Origin of the sequence: Chelativorans sp. Marseille-P2723, assembly GCF_902809845.1 — a bacterium.
Classification (GTDB): domain Bacteria; phylum Pseudomonadota; class Alphaproteobacteria; order Rhizobiales; family Rhizobiaceae; genus Chelativorans.
The window spans coordinates 978145-994346 of sequence record NZ_CADDWI010000008.1 but is presented as its reverse complement, the minus strand read 5'-3'; the positions used below and the strand labels follow the sequence as shown (position 1 = coordinate 994346).

Annotated in this window: 12 protein-coding genes and 1 tRNA gene; 10 read left to right on the top strand and 3 right to left on the bottom strand. The window is 58.6% G+C overall.

Annotation, left to right across the window (positions count from 1 at the left end):
- Positions 1-31 precede the first annotated feature (31 nt).
- The 3 genes from HUS57_RS06490 to HUS57_RS06480 all read left to right on the top strand — a co-directional run bounded on the left by HUS57_RS06490 (position 32) and on the right by HUS57_RS06480 (position 1360).
- Positions 32-475, top strand: coding sequence for a YcgN family cysteine cluster protein (locus tag HUS57_RS06490; RefSeq protein ID WP_173932326.1), 444 nt, complete (start codon positions 32-34; stop codon positions 473-475).
- Complete coding sequence (locus HUS57_RS06485; protein WP_173932049.1) at positions 472-885, top strand: nuclear transport factor 2 family protein; 414 nt, start codon at positions 472-474, stop codon at positions 883-885. The genes HUS57_RS06490 and HUS57_RS06485 overlap by 4 nt, the downstream gene beginning before the upstream one ends.
- A 115-nt stretch (positions 886-1000) precedes the next feature.
- Positions 1001-1360: a hypothetical protein gene (locus HUS57_RS06480; RefSeq protein WP_173932048.1), complete on the top strand. Its 360-nt coding sequence runs from the start codon at positions 1001-1003 to the stop codon at positions 1358-1360.
- A 99-nt stretch (positions 1361-1459) separates the two neighbouring features.
- Here the strand turns inward: HUS57_RS06480 and HUS57_RS06475 are convergent, their stop codons facing one another.
- Positions 1460-2185 (bottom strand): SIMPL domain-containing protein, encoded by a 726-nt coding sequence (locus tag HUS57_RS06475; RefSeq protein WP_173932047.1) that lies wholly within the window; start codon positions 2183-2185, stop codon positions 1460-1462.
- A gap of 108 nt (positions 2186-2293) precedes the next feature.
- On the opposite strand from HUS57_RS06475, the gene HUS57_RS06470 reads away from it, so the two are divergent.
- The 4 genes from HUS57_RS06470 to HUS57_RS18135 all read left to right on the top strand — a co-directional run bounded on the left by HUS57_RS06470 (position 2294) and on the right by HUS57_RS18135 (position 6105).
- Positions 2294-2370, top strand: a tRNA-Ile gene (locus HUS57_RS06470).
- 881 nt (positions 2371-3251) lie between these two features.
- Positions 3252-4859, top strand: coding sequence for a DUF262 domain-containing protein (locus HUS57_RS06465; protein ID WP_173932046.1), 1608 nt, complete (start codon positions 3252-3254; stop codon positions 4857-4859).
- 273 nt (positions 4860-5132) lie between these two features.
- A complete protein-coding gene (locus tag HUS57_RS06460) occupies positions 5133-5834 on the top strand; it encodes an isoaspartyl peptidase/L-asparaginase (RefSeq protein WP_348640557.1) in 702 nt (233 codons plus the stop codon).
- Positions 5716-6105 carry an isoaspartyl peptidase/L-asparaginase gene (locus tag HUS57_RS18135; RefSeq protein ID WP_348640556.1) on the top strand — a complete coding sequence of 130 codons (390 nt, stop codon included), beginning with the start codon at positions 5716-5718 and terminating at the stop codon, positions 6103-6105. Before HUS57_RS06460 ends, HUS57_RS18135 begins: the two co-directional genes overlap by 119 nt.
- Before the next feature lie 41 nt (positions 6106-6146).
- Here the strand turns inward: HUS57_RS18135 and HUS57_RS06455 are convergent, their stop codons facing one another.
- Positions 6147-8819: a tetratricopeptide repeat-containing sulfotransferase family protein gene (locus HUS57_RS06455; protein ID WP_173932045.1), complete on the bottom strand. Its 2673-nt coding sequence runs from the start codon at positions 8817-8819 to the stop codon at positions 6147-6149.
- Between the two features lie 306 nt (positions 8820-9125).
- Between HUS57_RS06455 and HUS57_RS06450 the strand changes: the two genes are divergently transcribed.
- Both HUS57_RS06450 and HUS57_RS06445 read left to right on the top strand, forming a co-directional pair.
- A complete protein-coding gene (locus HUS57_RS06450; RefSeq protein ID WP_173932044.1) occupies positions 9126-12392 on the top strand; it encodes an autotransporter outer membrane beta-barrel domain-containing protein in 3267 nt (1088 codons plus the stop codon).
- Between the two features lie 411 nt (positions 12393-12803).
- Positions 12804-13343: a hypothetical protein gene (locus HUS57_RS06445; RefSeq protein ID WP_173932043.1), complete on the top strand. Its 540-nt coding sequence runs from the start codon at positions 12804-12806 to the stop codon at positions 13341-13343.
- Positions 13344-13432: 89 nt separating this feature from the next.
- Here the strand turns inward: HUS57_RS06445 and HUS57_RS06440 are convergent, their stop codons facing one another.
- Entirely contained in the window at positions 13433-14026 is a 594-nt protein-coding gene (locus HUS57_RS06440; protein ID WP_173932042.1) for a hypothetical protein, read from the bottom strand.
- 9 nt (positions 14027-14035) lie between these two features.
- On the opposite strand from HUS57_RS06440, the gene HUS57_RS06435 reads away from it, so the two are divergent.
- Positions 14036-16168 (top strand): autotransporter outer membrane beta-barrel domain-containing protein, encoded by a 2133-nt coding sequence (locus HUS57_RS06435; protein WP_173932041.1) that lies wholly within the window; start codon positions 14036-14038, stop codon positions 16166-16168.
- The last annotated feature ends 34 nt before the right edge of the window (positions 16169-16202 follow it).

Here is a 16202-nt window from a genome sequence, read left to right as displayed (position 1 = left end):
CCTCGCCCCCGGCCCGCGCCACATGCATCCCATGGAACCTTTCTGGAAAAGCAAACCCTTGCTCGCGATGAGCGATGCCGAGTGGGAGTCGCTCTGCGACGGCTGCGGCAAGTGCTGCCTGGCAAAACTCGAAGATGAAGACACCGGCGAAATCCTCTGGACGAGCGTCGCTTGCCGCCTGTTCGACTCTGCTACATGCCGATGCTCCGACTATTCTGGACGGCTCGCCCGCATCCCCGATTGCGTACAACTTACGCCAGAAAACGTTTTCGAGCTTGGCTGGCTTCCCAGCACCTGCGCGTACAGGCTGCTGGCGGAAGGCAAGGAACTTGCATGGTGGCATCCGCTGGTCTCCGGCGACCCGGAAACCGTGCATAAGGCGGGCATCTCCGTGCGTGGGCGCACGTCAGCGCATGAGGACGAGCTGAGCGAGCCGGAGGACTATCTGGCGCACCTTCTGGAGAGCGAACCGTGAGTGAAGCAGAAACAAGGGCGCTGATCGAAAGCGCCTTTACCGCCTTCAATGCGGGTGAGTTGGAGGCACTGGCAGCCCGGCTTTCCGAAAACGTTGCGTTCGACCTGCCCGGGATTGGTCGAATCATCGGGCGCGAGATCTTCCACTGGCATCTTGGCAGGCTCTCCCGACACTTTCGTGCTCAAGCCGCCGATATCGCCATCATGACCGCACCCGGCGGCGTGCGGGCAGCCACCGAGTTCACCTTAAGGGGCAACTATCTAGCGACCATGGAAGGCCTCCCGGGTGCAGAAGGTCAGGGTTTTGCGCTTTCCGTCGGCGTCTTCATGGACATTGACGACGATGCCGGCCTCTCCCGCCTCACAATCTGTTTTGATCCTGGCGCTTTGCGGACCGCCCTTCAGGGCTAGTGATCCCCACATTAACACACCATGAATGGCCAGTTCGTGCCCGGTTCAGATGCGCTCTGGCAGGATCGCGTCATTCGCTTCGGCGGTAGGCATCTTGACAGACGGGAGTACACATATGTTTCGCAAGATCAGGGTTGCAGCCATTTCGGCAATTCTGGGGCTCGGCACCCTGGCAGGCGCGCCTGCCACAGCCCAGGCAGATCGCATCTATTTCAGCATTGGCGGAAACGGCGCGCAGGGCGGCTTCTTTGTGGGCCATCGTCCGGGCTGGCATCCGCCACATCGCGGAGCGCATCGGGTACGCGCCTGCACCCCGGACCGCGCCGTCGAGAAAGCTCGCCGCCTCGGCCTGCGCAAAGTGCGCGTGACGCGCGCCGACCGCCATACGATCCGTGTTTCCGGCCAGAAGCACAGGCACAGGGCGCAGGTCGTCTTCTCACGCGCTCCCCATTGCCCGGTGCTGCGCTTCATCTAGGCTTCCTGGGGAAGCACAACTGAACGTTCGAAACGTCCGACCTCGGGGAGCAAGATCACCAAGGCGCCGCACACAGCGGCGCCTTTTAAGTGCTGCTTCCTACTGATCGAGTTCGAAGGTGACGTTAACCTGTACCTGATAAGTATTTTCTCCTGCCTGCACCGGCACGGAAGCGTCTGCAGCCGCTTCCATCCGCATGACCCTGGCACCGAGTGGCATGGGAGGAGGCGCGCCGTGCGTCTGCTCGGTGATTTCCAGAACATCGCCGAGCTTGACGCCGGCAGCCTGTGCGAGCGTGCGCGCGCGCGATAGCGCGTCCTCGACGGCGCGCTTGCGCGCCTCGCTCAGCGCCTCGCCCGGGTCGTCATTGGTAAAGGAAATGTTGCCGCCCTGGTTGACGCCAAGCGTCACCGATTCGTCGATGATCGCGCCTACCTTCGAAAGATCGCGCACACGCACGATCAGCCCGTTCGTCACCTGGTAGCCGACGATGCGGGGTTGCGCCTCCCCATTTCTTTCATTGGGATAGACGTAGCGGGGCTCCACAGCCAGGCCGCTCGTCTGCAGGTCACGATCTTCCACGCCGCTTTCCTGCAGCGCGCCGATGACACGCCGCATAGCTTCGTTATTGGAATCCATTGCCTCGCGGGCTGTTGCCGCTTCCCGCATGACGGAGAGGTGGATCACCGCCATGTCCGGCGTCAGCGTTGCTTCCCCCTCGCCCGTGACCGAGATCTTGGGCCGCTGGGCAATCTCCTGCGCTCCGGCGGGAACTATAGCTAGAACGAAAGCGGCCAAAGCCAGCGGAAGAAAGGAACGCGTCATCGCAATCTCCTGTTTTTCGAAGAAGGTTCGGCAGTAACGTGTATTATGAACGGATTGCGGCGTCACTGTCTTGTGCCGGATGCGAAAACCCACTAATTGAACCGCACCGGGCCCGTAGCTCAATTGGTTAGAGCCGGCGGCTCATAACCGCTTGGTTGGGGGTTCGAGTCCCTCCGGGCCCACCAGAATGCAATAAGTTCATTGCGTTACATGGTGGTTCGCCACACCGGTTTGCCAGACGATACCTCTCCGCCTCGAATCATCCGCACCTGAACTCGTGCGCAGGCACCGGTACCGGAGGGATTGCGTGACCTTGATCGATCCAGACCGTTAATTTTCCGCCGATCATCGGGTTTGCAGTTTGTCCTCGTCGTCCCTTCTCAGCAATAGCGCATTCAAAGGACAAAATCATGATGGGCCTCGTCGGCGGCTCCTCTCTATGCATCTATTCTTGTCTATTATTATACTTTAGATTTACTGCAATTCTTGAAAAGAATAATAATTTTACTACATATATATAAAGAAACAACAATGGAGATGCCCAATGACAGAGGAGCCAAGAAGACGAGAATCCAAAGACGAGCGTGCTCATAGAGTTGCAACCCAGATCATTGCTGAGGAACGCCGAGCGCGTGAAAAGAAAACTGCGCGACTTCGTGCATTGAGACTTGCCGCAGAACGAGTAGCTGACCAATAAATTCCCTGGCGCGTATTACACATTCGCCATTCGATGCGGCGCGATGAGCAAAACTGCCGCCAGAGGCGTTCCGCTGACCAACCCAGCCATTGCCATGTCCCGTCCGGTACCAATTCCCGCAAGAAGTGGGCCTGAGAAAAGCAGGAATGACAGGCCTGCCATCTTCTATCGGAGTGCGAGCAGGCGATCAATCTTTTCGAAAGGTACTAGCCACTTTGTAACGGCGTCTGCGCTTCCAAATGCCCGAATCCCCTTCAACCAATGCGCTTGTTCATGAGCCGGCTATAAAAACGGCGGTTGTTAACCCTATTGGTAGTTTCGTGCCGTATCGAAGATCTGTGCCGGGGGTTTTTAATATGGGGGTTACCGGTGGAAGCACGCACAAAAACTATCGAAGGTTGGCTGTCAATGATCAATCAGGGGCAGCTCGCCTTGCCTCGATTTCAACGGCACGAAGCCTGGAAAGCCGACCAGATCGAGGGTGTGCTGGAAAATATCCTGCGCCTGCCCTCCTTGCCCATCGGGGCACTTCTGACACTGGAAGTCGGGAACGAGGAACTGTTCCATTCGCGCCCCATTGCCGGGGCGCCACCCCTCAACGGCCGGCCGCAGATGCATCTGCTGGACGGCCAGCAGCGCATGACGGCGATCTGGCGCTCCCTGAACGACAACTATGACGATTTATCCGTCTATCTGGTAAATGATGATAATGACGACGAACCCCAAATCCGGACCAAGAAGCGGTGGTATCGAAAAGGCGTCCGTTATCCGGTCTGGCTAAACGACCCTGCCCAGGGACTTGCCGCCGGTCTGATTCCCGTCCACGTTCTCTGCCCCGGTTCTAGCGGCGAGCAGCGCATGAATGAATGGTGCGCGCAAGCAGGGGTCGACCACCGAATCATGATGCGCCTGACGAAGCTGCGCGCAAGGGTGGCCTCCTATCCCATTCCGTTTCTGTCGCTGCCAGTAGAAACCTCTCCGGAGACAGCGCTCGACGTGTTCATACGGATGAACACATCCGCCTCTCCGCTCAAGGACTTCGACATCGTCGTGGCGCAACTGGAAGGAGCGGTTGGGAACTCCCTGCATAGCATGATCGAGGATCTTCGCCACGATGTGCCGGCTGCGCGCGAATTTGGCAATATGGAAGATCTGGCGCTTACCGTCGCAGCCCTGCTTCTGGGAAAACCGCCGCTGAAGAGAACGTATCTCGACAAGGACTTCGGCAGGGAACTGGCCCGTGTCTGGCCCTCCGTACGTTCGGGGATCGAGCGCGGCATAGGCTTTCTTCGGGACGAGGCGATTTTCTCCGAAAAGTTGCTGCCGACCGAGGTGGCGTTCTATCTCGTCTCTGCGCTATGGGCGCGTGTGCCGGAGGACGGGCACGATGTCGAAGGTCGAGCGCGCACATTGATCCGCAAGACCCTCTGGCGCGCCAGTTTCACTGAACGCTATGCCAAGACGGCTGCGACGCGAGCCTATGCCGATTACATGAAGCTATCTGCGATGATCGCCAATCCGGAAGCGACTGAGATGCCGGAGCTCTTTGACGAGACGGCAAACCCGCTACCCTCCCCTGAGGAGCTTGCGCGCGCTTGCTGGCCAGGGCGACGGGATCGCTTGTCACGTGCCATCCTGGCAGTTTCTCTCCATGGAGGCGGATATGATTTCGCGGATGGAGCAAAAGCGAATGCGGATAACATTGCCCGCCGCGAATACCACCATCTATTTCCGGTAAGCGTGCTTGGCGTCGAGCGGGACAGCCCCTATGCCAGCCGCGCCCTCAACTGCGCGCTGATCACCTGGCGCACGAACCGCAAGATCGCGGCGAAAACGCCAAGAGAGTATCTGCTTGCCAGGGCCGCCGGAGCACCTTTGGGCGAGTCAGAGATCAGGAGCCGGATGGAAAGCCACATGGTTCCCTATGATGCGCTGATAGAAGGCGATTACGACAATTTCATCGCCCAAAGGGCATAGCGCATTCACGATGCGATGGTGAGGCTGTGCAGGGGGGAAACGCTCAGCCAGCCGCAATTCCTCCTTGGAGCCGCCTGATTCTCCAGGCCGCGCCCGTGCGATGGAATGAGCCGTGCCCAACTATCCCGGAAAGCGCTCTTTCCGGGATTGCATCCATGAAGTGCCTGCCAATCTCATTCGAGAAATCTATTTGCCGATAACGTAACAAGCCTGGCTTTTGCGGACTCCAGCCTGGCACATTATCGATAAGAAGCATTTGAAAGAGATAGCGGCATGAAGCAGAAGTTTGCCCTTGGCATCCACGGAGGTGCCGGCACGGTCCTGAAATCACGGATGACACCTGATCTTCAGGCGCAGTATGAACGCGGCCTCGCGGCAGCACTGGAAGCCGGCCATACGGTGCTTGCCAATGGTGGCACCGCGCTCGATGCAGTTACCGTGGCGGTTTGCGCTCTGGAGGACGACCCCCTCTTCAACGCCGGTCGCGGATCGGTCTTCACGAGCGCCGGCAAGCAGGAAATGGACGCTGCCATCATGGACGGGGCAACGCGTCGCGCTGGGGCGGTAGGCGGCATATTCGGCCCACGCAACCCCATTCGCGCTGCACGCGCGGTGATGGAGCGTACGGACCATGTCTTCATGATTGGCGAAGGGGCGGTTGCGGTTGCGCGGGAGGCGGGCGTAGAGTTCGCGGACCCCGATTACTTCTACACCGAATCCCGTTGGCAGTCGCTTCAGCAAACGCTTGCAATGCGCGCTCGGGGCGAAAGCGATGACGATCCGGCGCGCCGCCACGGGACAGTGGGCGCGGTGGCGCTCGACCAGCACGGGACGCCGCCACGGGACAGTGGGCGCGGTGGCGCTCGACCAGCACGGGAACCTGGCCGCCGCCACCTCCACCGGCGGGATGACAGCCAAGGCCCCTGGGCGGATCGGCGACACCCCGGTCATCGGCGCAGGCACCTTCGCCGATAATGCCACTTGTGCCGTCTCCTGCACCGGGCATGGCGAGGTCTTTATCCGTTTCTCCGCTGGGCATGAGATCCCAGCGCGGATGCTCTATTCCGGTGAGAGTCTCGAACAGGCCGCACGGCATCTAGTGATGAACGATCTTGCATCCAACGACGGGTCGGGCGGCCTCATCGCAGTCGACCGGCAAGGGAACATTGCCCTGCCCTTCAACTGCGAAGGCATGTATCGTGGCTTTGTGATACACGGGCAGGACCCGGTGGTCGCCATCTACTGAGCGATCTCGCAACCAATGCTTCGCAGGACCGGCCAGCTTCCTCAGCGTCCTTCTCCAAGGGCCTTCAGGAGGGGCCTTATGCGGCTGCGATAGCCGCGCGCCCGGCCGACGGAACTCTTGAAAAGAGGTTCGCGCACCTGTGTAGCGCTGGCGGTGTAGACTGGACGCATGGTCTCATGGAAAGTGAGGCAGCGCGGGTCCCATTCAAGCTCGCAGGCTTCAAGGATTCGTCGCGCCTCACCTTCCAGGTCCGCCACCAGTTTTTCATAACGCACCTCGACGATACGGCTAGGAGGCAGAACCTTTTCCCAATGAGCCATCAGCTTCTCGTAGCGCCGATAATAACGGCCGAGTTCACCGAGGTCGTAGGTGTAGTTGAGCGAGCCGGAAAACAGCTTGAAGAAGCAGGAAAGGCACGTGTCCACCGGATCGCGCACAACGTGGATCATCACTGCCTCGGGCAGCATCAGATGGATAAGCCCGGCAAATAGAAAATTCGCCGGCATCTTGTCCGTCACCCGCGCCGCACCGCCAGCGTGCGTGCCAAGGCTTGCCAGATAACGCGTGCCCAGCTCTTGCAGCCCGTCGCCGGAAAGCAGGGGGACAAATTCCGGATAGGCCAGCGCCTTTCCATCACTTCCGCATACCGCCCGAGCCAAGGTCGGAAGGATGTCGAGTTCGCCGGCACCCGTCACATCTTTGTGGCTTGCCAGGATCTGCTCAACAAGCGTTGTGCCGGAGCGTGGCATTCCGAAGATGAAGATCGGCAATTTCGATGGGTTTCCTGCGCTGCCAAGGGAAGCGATGCGCTTCGTCGTGAATACCTTCTCGATCCGGTCGAAAAGGCCAAGCGTCGCCTCTTCGTCGTAGCTGACCAGTGCCCGCTTTGCCCGATTGCCTGCGAGCACGCGGTCAAAAGCGCGGCGATGATCGCCGGTGTCACGAAGTGCCTTGGCGAGTGCAAAGTTGAGGTAAATTCGATCGTCCGGAGAACGTTTATCGTCGGCAGACAGAGTTTCCATTACCTCGATCAATGGATCGTCCGGTGCAAACGTCATGCAATCAGCCAGATTCACATAGGTGCCCGCATGTAGCGGCTCGAATTCCACAGCTTTGTTAAAGGCATCGCGCGCCTCCTCGATCCTGCCGAGCACCCTTAGCGCATTGCCGGCATTGTTCCAGCTCTCAGCCGCATCCGGTTTAAACTCAATCGCGCGCCGGAAACACGCAAGCGCGCTTTGCGGACGGCCGCGCTCCATGGCAACCCTTCCCATGAGGTTCAGCGCCTCATGGCTTTCCGGCGCTAGAGCCAGCGCCCGCTCAGCCGCTTCGGCGGCTTGCCCGACCTGTCCACGTTCAAGGAACAGGCTGCCCTGCTGAACATTAAGGCGGGCGGTGCCGGGTGCTATTGAAAGTGCTCGCTCCAACAGGTTGGCCGCCTCGTCGAGCCGACCCAGATCCCGTAGAACCAGCGCAAGATTGCCAAGGCTCGTAGGATCACGGCGATCTTCGATAAGCGCTTGCCGGCAAACGCTTTCAGCCTCCTCCAGCTTGCCCAGCTCACAAAGCGTCGTACAAAGATTGTTCTTGGCCTCGCGGAAATGCGGGTTAACCGCCAGCGCACGGCGATAGCTCTCCTCCGCCTCCTCGCGCCGCTTCAGCATTCTCAGCACATTGCCGCGGTTGTTGTAAGCCTCTGCAAAAGCGTCGTTTATGGCAATTGCCTGGGCGTAGCATCCGAGCGCCTCCTCGAAACGTTCAAGCTCGTAGAGCGCAACCCCCAGATTATTGAGAGCGGCCGCGTTTTCCGGCTCCAGTGAAAGGGCGCGGCACGCGGAAGCTTCTGCAAGATCCGCGCGCCCGCTGCGACGATAGGCTTCGGCAAGGTCGCAATGATAGCGCGCGACGGCGCTATCGAGTTCTGTCGCCCGCTTCAGATGGGAAATAGCTGCCGGGAACCTGCCTTCCTGGAAAGCCACGATGCCTAGCATATGCTCTGCATCGGCGAAATTTGGCACCATTTCCAGCACGCGCCTGCACAAGGCTTCCGCGGCGCGAAGCCTTCCGGCCCGGCAATGCTGCCTCGCAAGCAAGAGTGCTCCTTCAGGCGTGAGTTTGAGGGACGCCGGTCTTGATTGTGGGGGACCTTCACCGCTGGCCACTGCAAGTGCTCCGGCGCGTTCCCGGCTCTTCGCGGCTTCCTCATCCTCCCCCAATGCGTCAAGCACCTCAGCAAGCTTGTGCCATGCTGCTGCCCAATCCGGCTTGAGAGCGACAACGCGGCTATGGCAGACCTTAGCCTCCTCGTAATTCTTCGACCGGAACAACGTATCGCCCAAACTGGCAAGAGTCTCGGCATCGTTCGGCCTTAGCTTGACCGCGCGACGGCCCGCGGTGACCGCTTCCCGTAGACGCCCGGCGCGCCGGCATATTTCAGCAAGATGCGCGTGGTAGAGCGCTTTCTCAGGAGCAAGCGTGGCGGCCCGCTTCATATGCCCGATTGCCTCGGCGAACCTGCCGGACTGATATTCCACCAGAGCAAGCAGGTGAAGCGCCTCCGGCTCGTTTGGCCGCATTGCAAGAATCTCGCGGCACTGAGCCTCTGCCTGCATTAGCCGTCCGGATAGCCGATGCTGCTCGGCAAGTACGAGCGCCTCGCGCAAAGAGCGCGCCCCTGATGGTCCGGCGATGGTGATATTCGCCCAACGTCCCACGGCCCTCTCCAATCCTGTTGTGTGATTTTTTGGGACGCGTGAACCAGAGAATCTATCCCTCTAAAACTTAACCAACTCCAACCGTCTATGGTAAACGTAAACGAAATCTTAACGAATACGGCTAAACATCACGGTGTTGCCGGCACATATATCTCGCAGTTTTCTTGTTTATTGAGCCATATTTCAGGCTCTGATTATCTCGCGTCGCGCAGCAGCGTCCGCGGGATCTCGTTTCGGGATTGCGGGTGCGATAGCTGCCCGCAAGGAAAGCCAATTATTTCCATAAACACTTTTCGGATGGCGGAAATGAATTTCAGCAGCAACAGAATTGCAGTTGTGCAAGGCTGGCGCACCCGTCTTTTCCTGGCGACGACATCGCTGGTCGGCGGGACCTTGCTCAGCGTAATGGATACAGCGCCCGCCTTGGCGCAATGCGTCATCAGCCACACGGGCACCACAACAGGACCAGTGAATAATGGCGCGCCTATCAACTGCATTGAAATCGATTCCACCACTGTCGGCGGCGACGTGGTGAATTTTAGTATCATCAATACTCCGGGCGGCCCAAGCGGATTGGAAGTAGGAGTTTCGGTCCGGAACGGCTCTCAGGTGGACGGGAAAGTGGATAACCCCGGCACGATCAACGCGCTCTCCCGCGGAATTCAGGTGGACGCAACCTCCACCGTTCTGGGTGCTGTGAGCAATGGCGGTGATATTGAGGCCAGCCAGGCCGCGATCGAGATATTGGGAACCGTCGAAGGCGGCATCCTCAACAGCGGCAATCTGCAAGGCGGCGGGCTGGATGACGGGATATTCGTCGGGAGCGGCGCCATCATTCATGGCGGCATCCTCAATACCGGCCAGATCAATGCCGAGGAGCATTCAATCCGAATCGACGGCGCTAGCGAAGTTACGGGCGGCGTCGTGAACGACGCCGGCGGAGTCCTGGAAAGCAGATGGGGCATCCGCGTCCTTTCAACTTCCGGCACTATCCCGATCTTCGATGGCGGCATTGAAAATCATGGCGTCATCACGGCCATGCAGACGGGCATTTCGGTCAGCCAAACCGACGCCTTTACCGGTGACATCAGCAATACGGGTAGCCTTGCCGGAAATTATGGAATTACCGTCTTAGATGTGGGGAGGTTCGAAGGTGGCATCATCAATCAAGATTCCCTCTCGGCCATCCAGACGGCGATCTATCTCAGCAACATCGACACGTTCGAGGGCAGCATCCTCAACGAAGCGTCCATTTTCGTCGCAGACGGGCCCGATGCCGTCCACATCGAGAATGTAGCCGCCTTCACCGGTGACATCGTCAATAACGGTGCAATCACCGATGCCATGCAAGCTATCTCCGTCAATGGCTCCAACCTGGCGGGCGCGATTGTCAATGACGGGACGTTGATTGCCTTTGAGGAGGGAATTCATGTCAGCGGCGGCTCGACCATTGCCAACGGCATCTCCAATAACGGCATGATCATTGGCGACGTGGCAGGCATCGTCGTCGAGGACTCAGCCCTGAGCGCCATTACCAATAACGGCTCTGTCACCAGCATCGGCGGCATTGCGATTGATCTTTCCGCCGCAAACAATCTCGTTCTCATCGAGCAGCAGGACGGTCTTCTTTCCGGCGACCTCTTGCTATCGACGGGCAGCGGCACGGGGCTTGCCGTCACCGGCGGGGTCATCGAGGGGAACATTACCGGCCAGATCGATACGGTCGACATCTCCTTCGATCTTGGTTCCGGCACTTTCAGCTATGCATCCGACTACGTCATTACCGGCATCGGCGACCTAGGCGTAACTTCCGGAACCGTTGAACTTCAGGGCACCTCCGATTCAAAGACCATCAGCGTTCATGGCGGTACGCTCGTCATAGACAACCTTGCTTCCACCTCGGCCGAATCGACGATCTTCTCGGATGGAACGCTTGTAGTGGGAGACAGTACAACCCCCGCAGCAAAGCTTGTCAGCGGCGGTACGGTCCAGATTGATGAAGGCGGCTTTCTTGGTGGCTATGGCACAGTCGAAGGGAATGTCGACAACCGGGGCACGGTCGCGGTTGCGGACGCGCTTGCGCGTTTTGCCGGAGAACCGGGTGGCATTTTCACGATAGACGGCGCACTCACCAATTCCGGCACGCTCAACGTTGGCGGCGCCACCGTTGGCAACATGCTCCTCGTTGCCGGCGACTATGCCGGCGCGGACGGCGTACTGAACCTCAACACGGTCCTGGGCGACGATAGCTCGGCGACAGACATGCTGATCGTGCAGGGCGCAACTTCCGGAGCCACTTCAGTCAGGGTATCGAACAGGGGAGGCACTGGAGCCCAGACGGTGGAAGGCATCAAGCTCATTGACGTGGAAGGAGCTTCCGACGGCACCTTCACCCTGATCGGTGACTATGTGCATGAGGGAGAGCAGGCTGTCGTCGCCGGCGCCTATGCCTACATGCTCTATCAGGGCGGGACCAGCACTCCCGAGGATGGCGACTGGTATCTGCGTTCCCAATTCATCGACAGTAACGAGGACGGAGAAAAAGAACCGATCATCCAGCCGGGCGTGCCAACCTATGAGGCGTACGGGAATATCCTGCAAGGCTTGAACAGTCCGGGCTCGCTGCGGCAACGCATAGGAAACCGCACCTGGATCTCCACTCCCGTTCCCGTTATTCGTGATCTCAAGACCTGGCCGCCCGCGGAGCCTCCGGCAGAAATGCTCGTCGACGAATATGGCCTCTGGTCGAGGATCGAAGGCTTCCGTGGCGGCTTCAAGCCGAGCCGCACCACGAGTGGCACACATTACAAGGAATCGGTCTGGAAGATGCAGGTCGGTGCCGATGCGCCTCTGCGTGAGGAGCCCGGCAGCAGCCTCATAGGCGGGTTTGGCGCCCATATTGGAACGATCGCCGCTGATGTGCTCGCAGGCAGCGACAGCGGGACGATCGAAACTGTAGGATACGGCCTCGGGGGAACGCTCACATGGTATGATTACAGCGGCCTTTATGTAGACGGACAGACCCAGCTCACATGGTACGAAAGCGACCTATGGTCGAAGCGGGCGGATGTCGGCCAACTGGTCGACGACAATAGGGGCTTCGGCTACGCATTAGGTATCGAGGCAGGAAAACGCTTTCAACGTGAGGGCGGCTGGTCCGTTACGCCGCAGGCGCAGCTCTCCTACTCGGAAGTCTACTATAGGGACTTTGAGGACGTTTTCGGCTCCGCCGTGTCCCTGGAGCGCCGCGGCAATCTTGTAAGCCGCTTCGGAGTTGGCGCAGAGCATCAGCATGAGTGGCGGGATGTCGCGGGCCGGATAAGCCGCTCGCATTTTTATGGAATCGCGAATCTCTATTACGATTTCAGCGACGGAACGCGCACCGATGTCTCAGGAGTCAATTTCGTCAGCGACAACGATTCCTTTTGGGGTGGGCTGGGGTTCGGTGGTGCTTACAATTGGGCAGACGGCCGCTATACTCTTTACGGTGAGTTCGAAACGAAGAGCAGCCTGAACAATTTCAGCGCGAGCTACACTCTCGGCGGAATGGTCGGCTTGCGCATCCTCTGGTAGCGGCAGACCCTTCCTATGCCCGCCGGCCAGTGTCGGCGGGCAGCTTCGATAAGCCTTTCCGGCACTTCCAGGCAAGTGCTCCTCCGGCCTGGTACAATCATCCATTATACGTATACAGAGAGACATTTCACACCGGTATATAAGTTCCTGTGGAGATAGAATACGAGAGACGGAACAAGGTTAGACGACGTCTGGACTTCGGATGTAGCGATCGTTATTGATTTTATGGCAAACCCATTTTCCTGCATCAGGATTGATGCCGAAGCTCGTATCGTCCATGCAAATCTAAAGTTCCCATACGCATACTCGTAAACGATTTTAGCTGCAGGTAGTTTATCGCTCGGAGGTCACATGAATTGGGTCTTTCTTGGCGCCCGGCTGCGTATGCGGTCCGTGCGAAGGCATTGGTTGTTGGCAACTACTGCGATGATTGGTGGCGCAGCGGTAAACGTTCTCGGGTCAGGAGCCGCAGCAGCCTGCCCAGATGGCGCACTCTCGGTCGATACGACATTGATTGGTGAGACGATTAACGGCGACTTCATCAATACGGCGACCGTCGACTGCGTGCAGGTCATCAATTCCAACATCACCGGCAGCCTGATCAATGACTTTACTGGCCGCGTGAACACAGCCACCTCCTCCCCTACTGCCACGGGGGATGATGGGATCGACATCATGGGCAGTTCCATAGGCGGCAAGGTCACAAACCACGGTACGGTGGAAGCGGAGCAGAATGGCATCCGCATCTCCAGGTCTGATGTGGCGGGCATCGTCAACGGCACCAGGGTGCCCAGCACCAATGACGGCATGATTATCGCCGCCGTGCATGGTGTCTGGCTGGAAAACGGCACTAATCTCAGCGGTGGCATCCAGAACTATCGTGTGATCGAGGGCGTTGCAGGAAACGGAATACGCCTTGAGAATTTCGGGACCTCACCGGAGGGATCCTGAACGAGAGGATATCGCTGCCAGCCACCATATCAGGCACCCATGGCATCTGGATAAGCGGCAATGCGGGAAGCAGCTTTTCCGGCGGAATTTCAAACGGCCATCTCATCATCGGAACCAGCGGCGCAGGCATCCGGATCGCCAATCTTCCGATTTTCACCGACGGCATTTTCAACGATACCAACAGTTCGATAATCGGCGCCACGCATGGCATCGACATTACCGACCCTACCCGCGATACGACGATTTTCGAGGGCGGCATCCGCAATCATGGTCTGATTGAAGGCCTGGGCACCAGCACAGCCGGAATCAATATCTGGGACGTTCGCGATTTCACCGGCGGGATTGTCAACGAGGCAGATGCCACGATCAAAGGTCATGACGGTATCGTCATAGGTCATACCAGCTTCACTGACGGTGTCGACAATCGCGGCCGCATCGAAGCCGATCCCGATGGCATGGGCATCCACATCAATCACCGGGCGACCTTCAGTGATGGCATCCGGAATTCCGGCATAATCAGCGGTTCTACCGGCATATTGGTGGAAGGCGGCGTTCCCCATTTTGATGGCGGCATCATCAACAGTGGCACGATCACTGCGGAGAAAGTCGGCGTCCATATCGAAAACATTCACAATTTTCATGACGGCATCGTCAACGAAGGCAGCATCGCGGCCAATGAGCATGGCATCCTCGTGCGCGATGTCGACCAGTTCCTTGGCTACTTTACCGGACAGAATGCAACCGGCTTCGTGACGAATAGCGGCACGATCACCGCGGATAAGGCGATCGCGATCGGAATAGACCACGCAGTGATTGTCGAAAATTCAGGGGACATCACGGGCGCGGATGCCGCGATAGACCTGACAGGTATGGGCGCAGCTTCCACGCTAGAGCAACGGAGCGGCAAGATTTCCGGCGACATCCTGCTCTCCGCCTATGCCGACCAACTGAACATTTATAGCGGGGGCATCGACGGCAACATCGTCGGACAGGGGCTTGCCAACATCGACTTCATGGTAGAAGAAGACGATATCTTCACCTATGGCGCCGGCTACGCCATCACCGGCATCGACAATATCTCGATCCACTCCGGCACCGCGCTCATCAACGGCACGTCCAGTTCCAACACGATCGACGTATTCGGTGGGAACCTGGTGATAAACAGGCTTTCAACCGTGGTACATGGAACGATCGTACGTGAGGGCGGCGTGCTGGCGGTTGGCGATGCCAATCATCCGAGCGCACGATTGTTGAGCGGCGGCAAAACTGACGTCAAAGCCGGCGGTATTCTTGGCGGCTACGGCACGGCCATAGGTCCGGTAGAAAATGCCGGGATAATCGCAGCCGCCGACGCTCTCCCCCTGTTTGAAGGAGGGCCGGCGGGAAACTTCACCATTGACGGCAACCTGACCAATAGCGGCACGATCATGCTCAATGGCGGTGCCCTCGGCAACACCGTCACAATCGAAAGCGACTATATTGGTCTGGATGGCTTGCTCACCCTTAACACAGATCTGAGCGACGCCGCAGTGACGGACAGGCTCAATGTGGCCGGTTCCACTTCGGGAAAGTCATTTGTGAAGGTCAATCATGTCGGCGGTCAGGGTGAGCCCGCGGATGAGATCAAAATCATCGATGTCGGCGGTCTCTCGGAAGGCGAATTCAGGCTCATCGGAGATTATGATCTGAGTGGGCAGCAGGCGATCATCAATGGCGCCTATGCGTACATGCTCTACCAGGGCGGCATCGACACTCCCAATGACGGCGACTGGTATTTGCGCTCCGATTATTACCAACCGGGCGTTCCGATATATGAAGCCTATGCCAACACGCTGCAGGACCTGAACGGATTGGGGACATTGCAGCAGCGGCTCGGCAACAGGACCTGGTTCAACAGGTTCTCTCCCGAAGCAATGCCGGTGATGGATCTGAAGAGCTGGCCGCCTGCAATACCGGATGAGATCTATGAAAGCGCCGTGGTCGAAAGCAGCGGCCTCTGGCTCAGACTGAAAGGCAGCGCCAGCCACTTTATTCCGAAAGAGAGCACCGCGGGGTTCGAATTCTCCCAAGGTATATGGAAGGCACAAGCCGGCGCCGACGTGCTGCTACAAGAAGGGGATTATGGGGTGCTGCTCGGCGGTGCCAGCGTTCATTACGGAACTGGCAAAGCCGACGTCGAAGCCATCCACGGCAAAGGCTCCATCGACACAATCGGCTATGGCGGTGGCGCAAGCCTGACATGGTATGGGCCGTCCGGGTTTTATGTAGACGGCCAGGCACAGGTGAGCCGCTATGAAAGCGACCTGGGCTCAGAAGCGCTCGGCACAAAGCTAGTGGAGAACAATAAGGCCATTGGCTACGCGCTGAGCGTTGAGAGCGGGATGCGCTTTGATCTGGCGGCTCTTTGGTCGGTTACACCGCAAGCCCAGCTTTCCTTCTCCTCGGTGGATTATGATGATTTCTCCGGCCCCTTCGACACACTGGTAAGCCTCGCCGATTCAGAGAGATTGACGGGCCGGATCGGCATCGCGGCGGAACGCACGAATGATTGGCAGGACGCGGATGGTAAGCTCGCCCGCGCCCAGCTCTACGGCATTGCAAATATCTATTACGATTTCCGCAACCGCTCCCATGTCGTGGTTGCCGATGTAGACTTCGTTACTGAGGAGCAGACATTGTGGGGTGGCCTCGGAATGGGCGGCACTTACAACTGGGCGGACAACCATTACTCGGTCTATGGCGAGGCTACCGCCAAGAGCAGCTTTGCACACTTCACCGACAGCTATCGCGTCGGCGGCAGCATCGGGTTCCGCGCCACGTGGTAGTGATTGCGTAAAGCCGGTTCGGGCCCGAACGGGC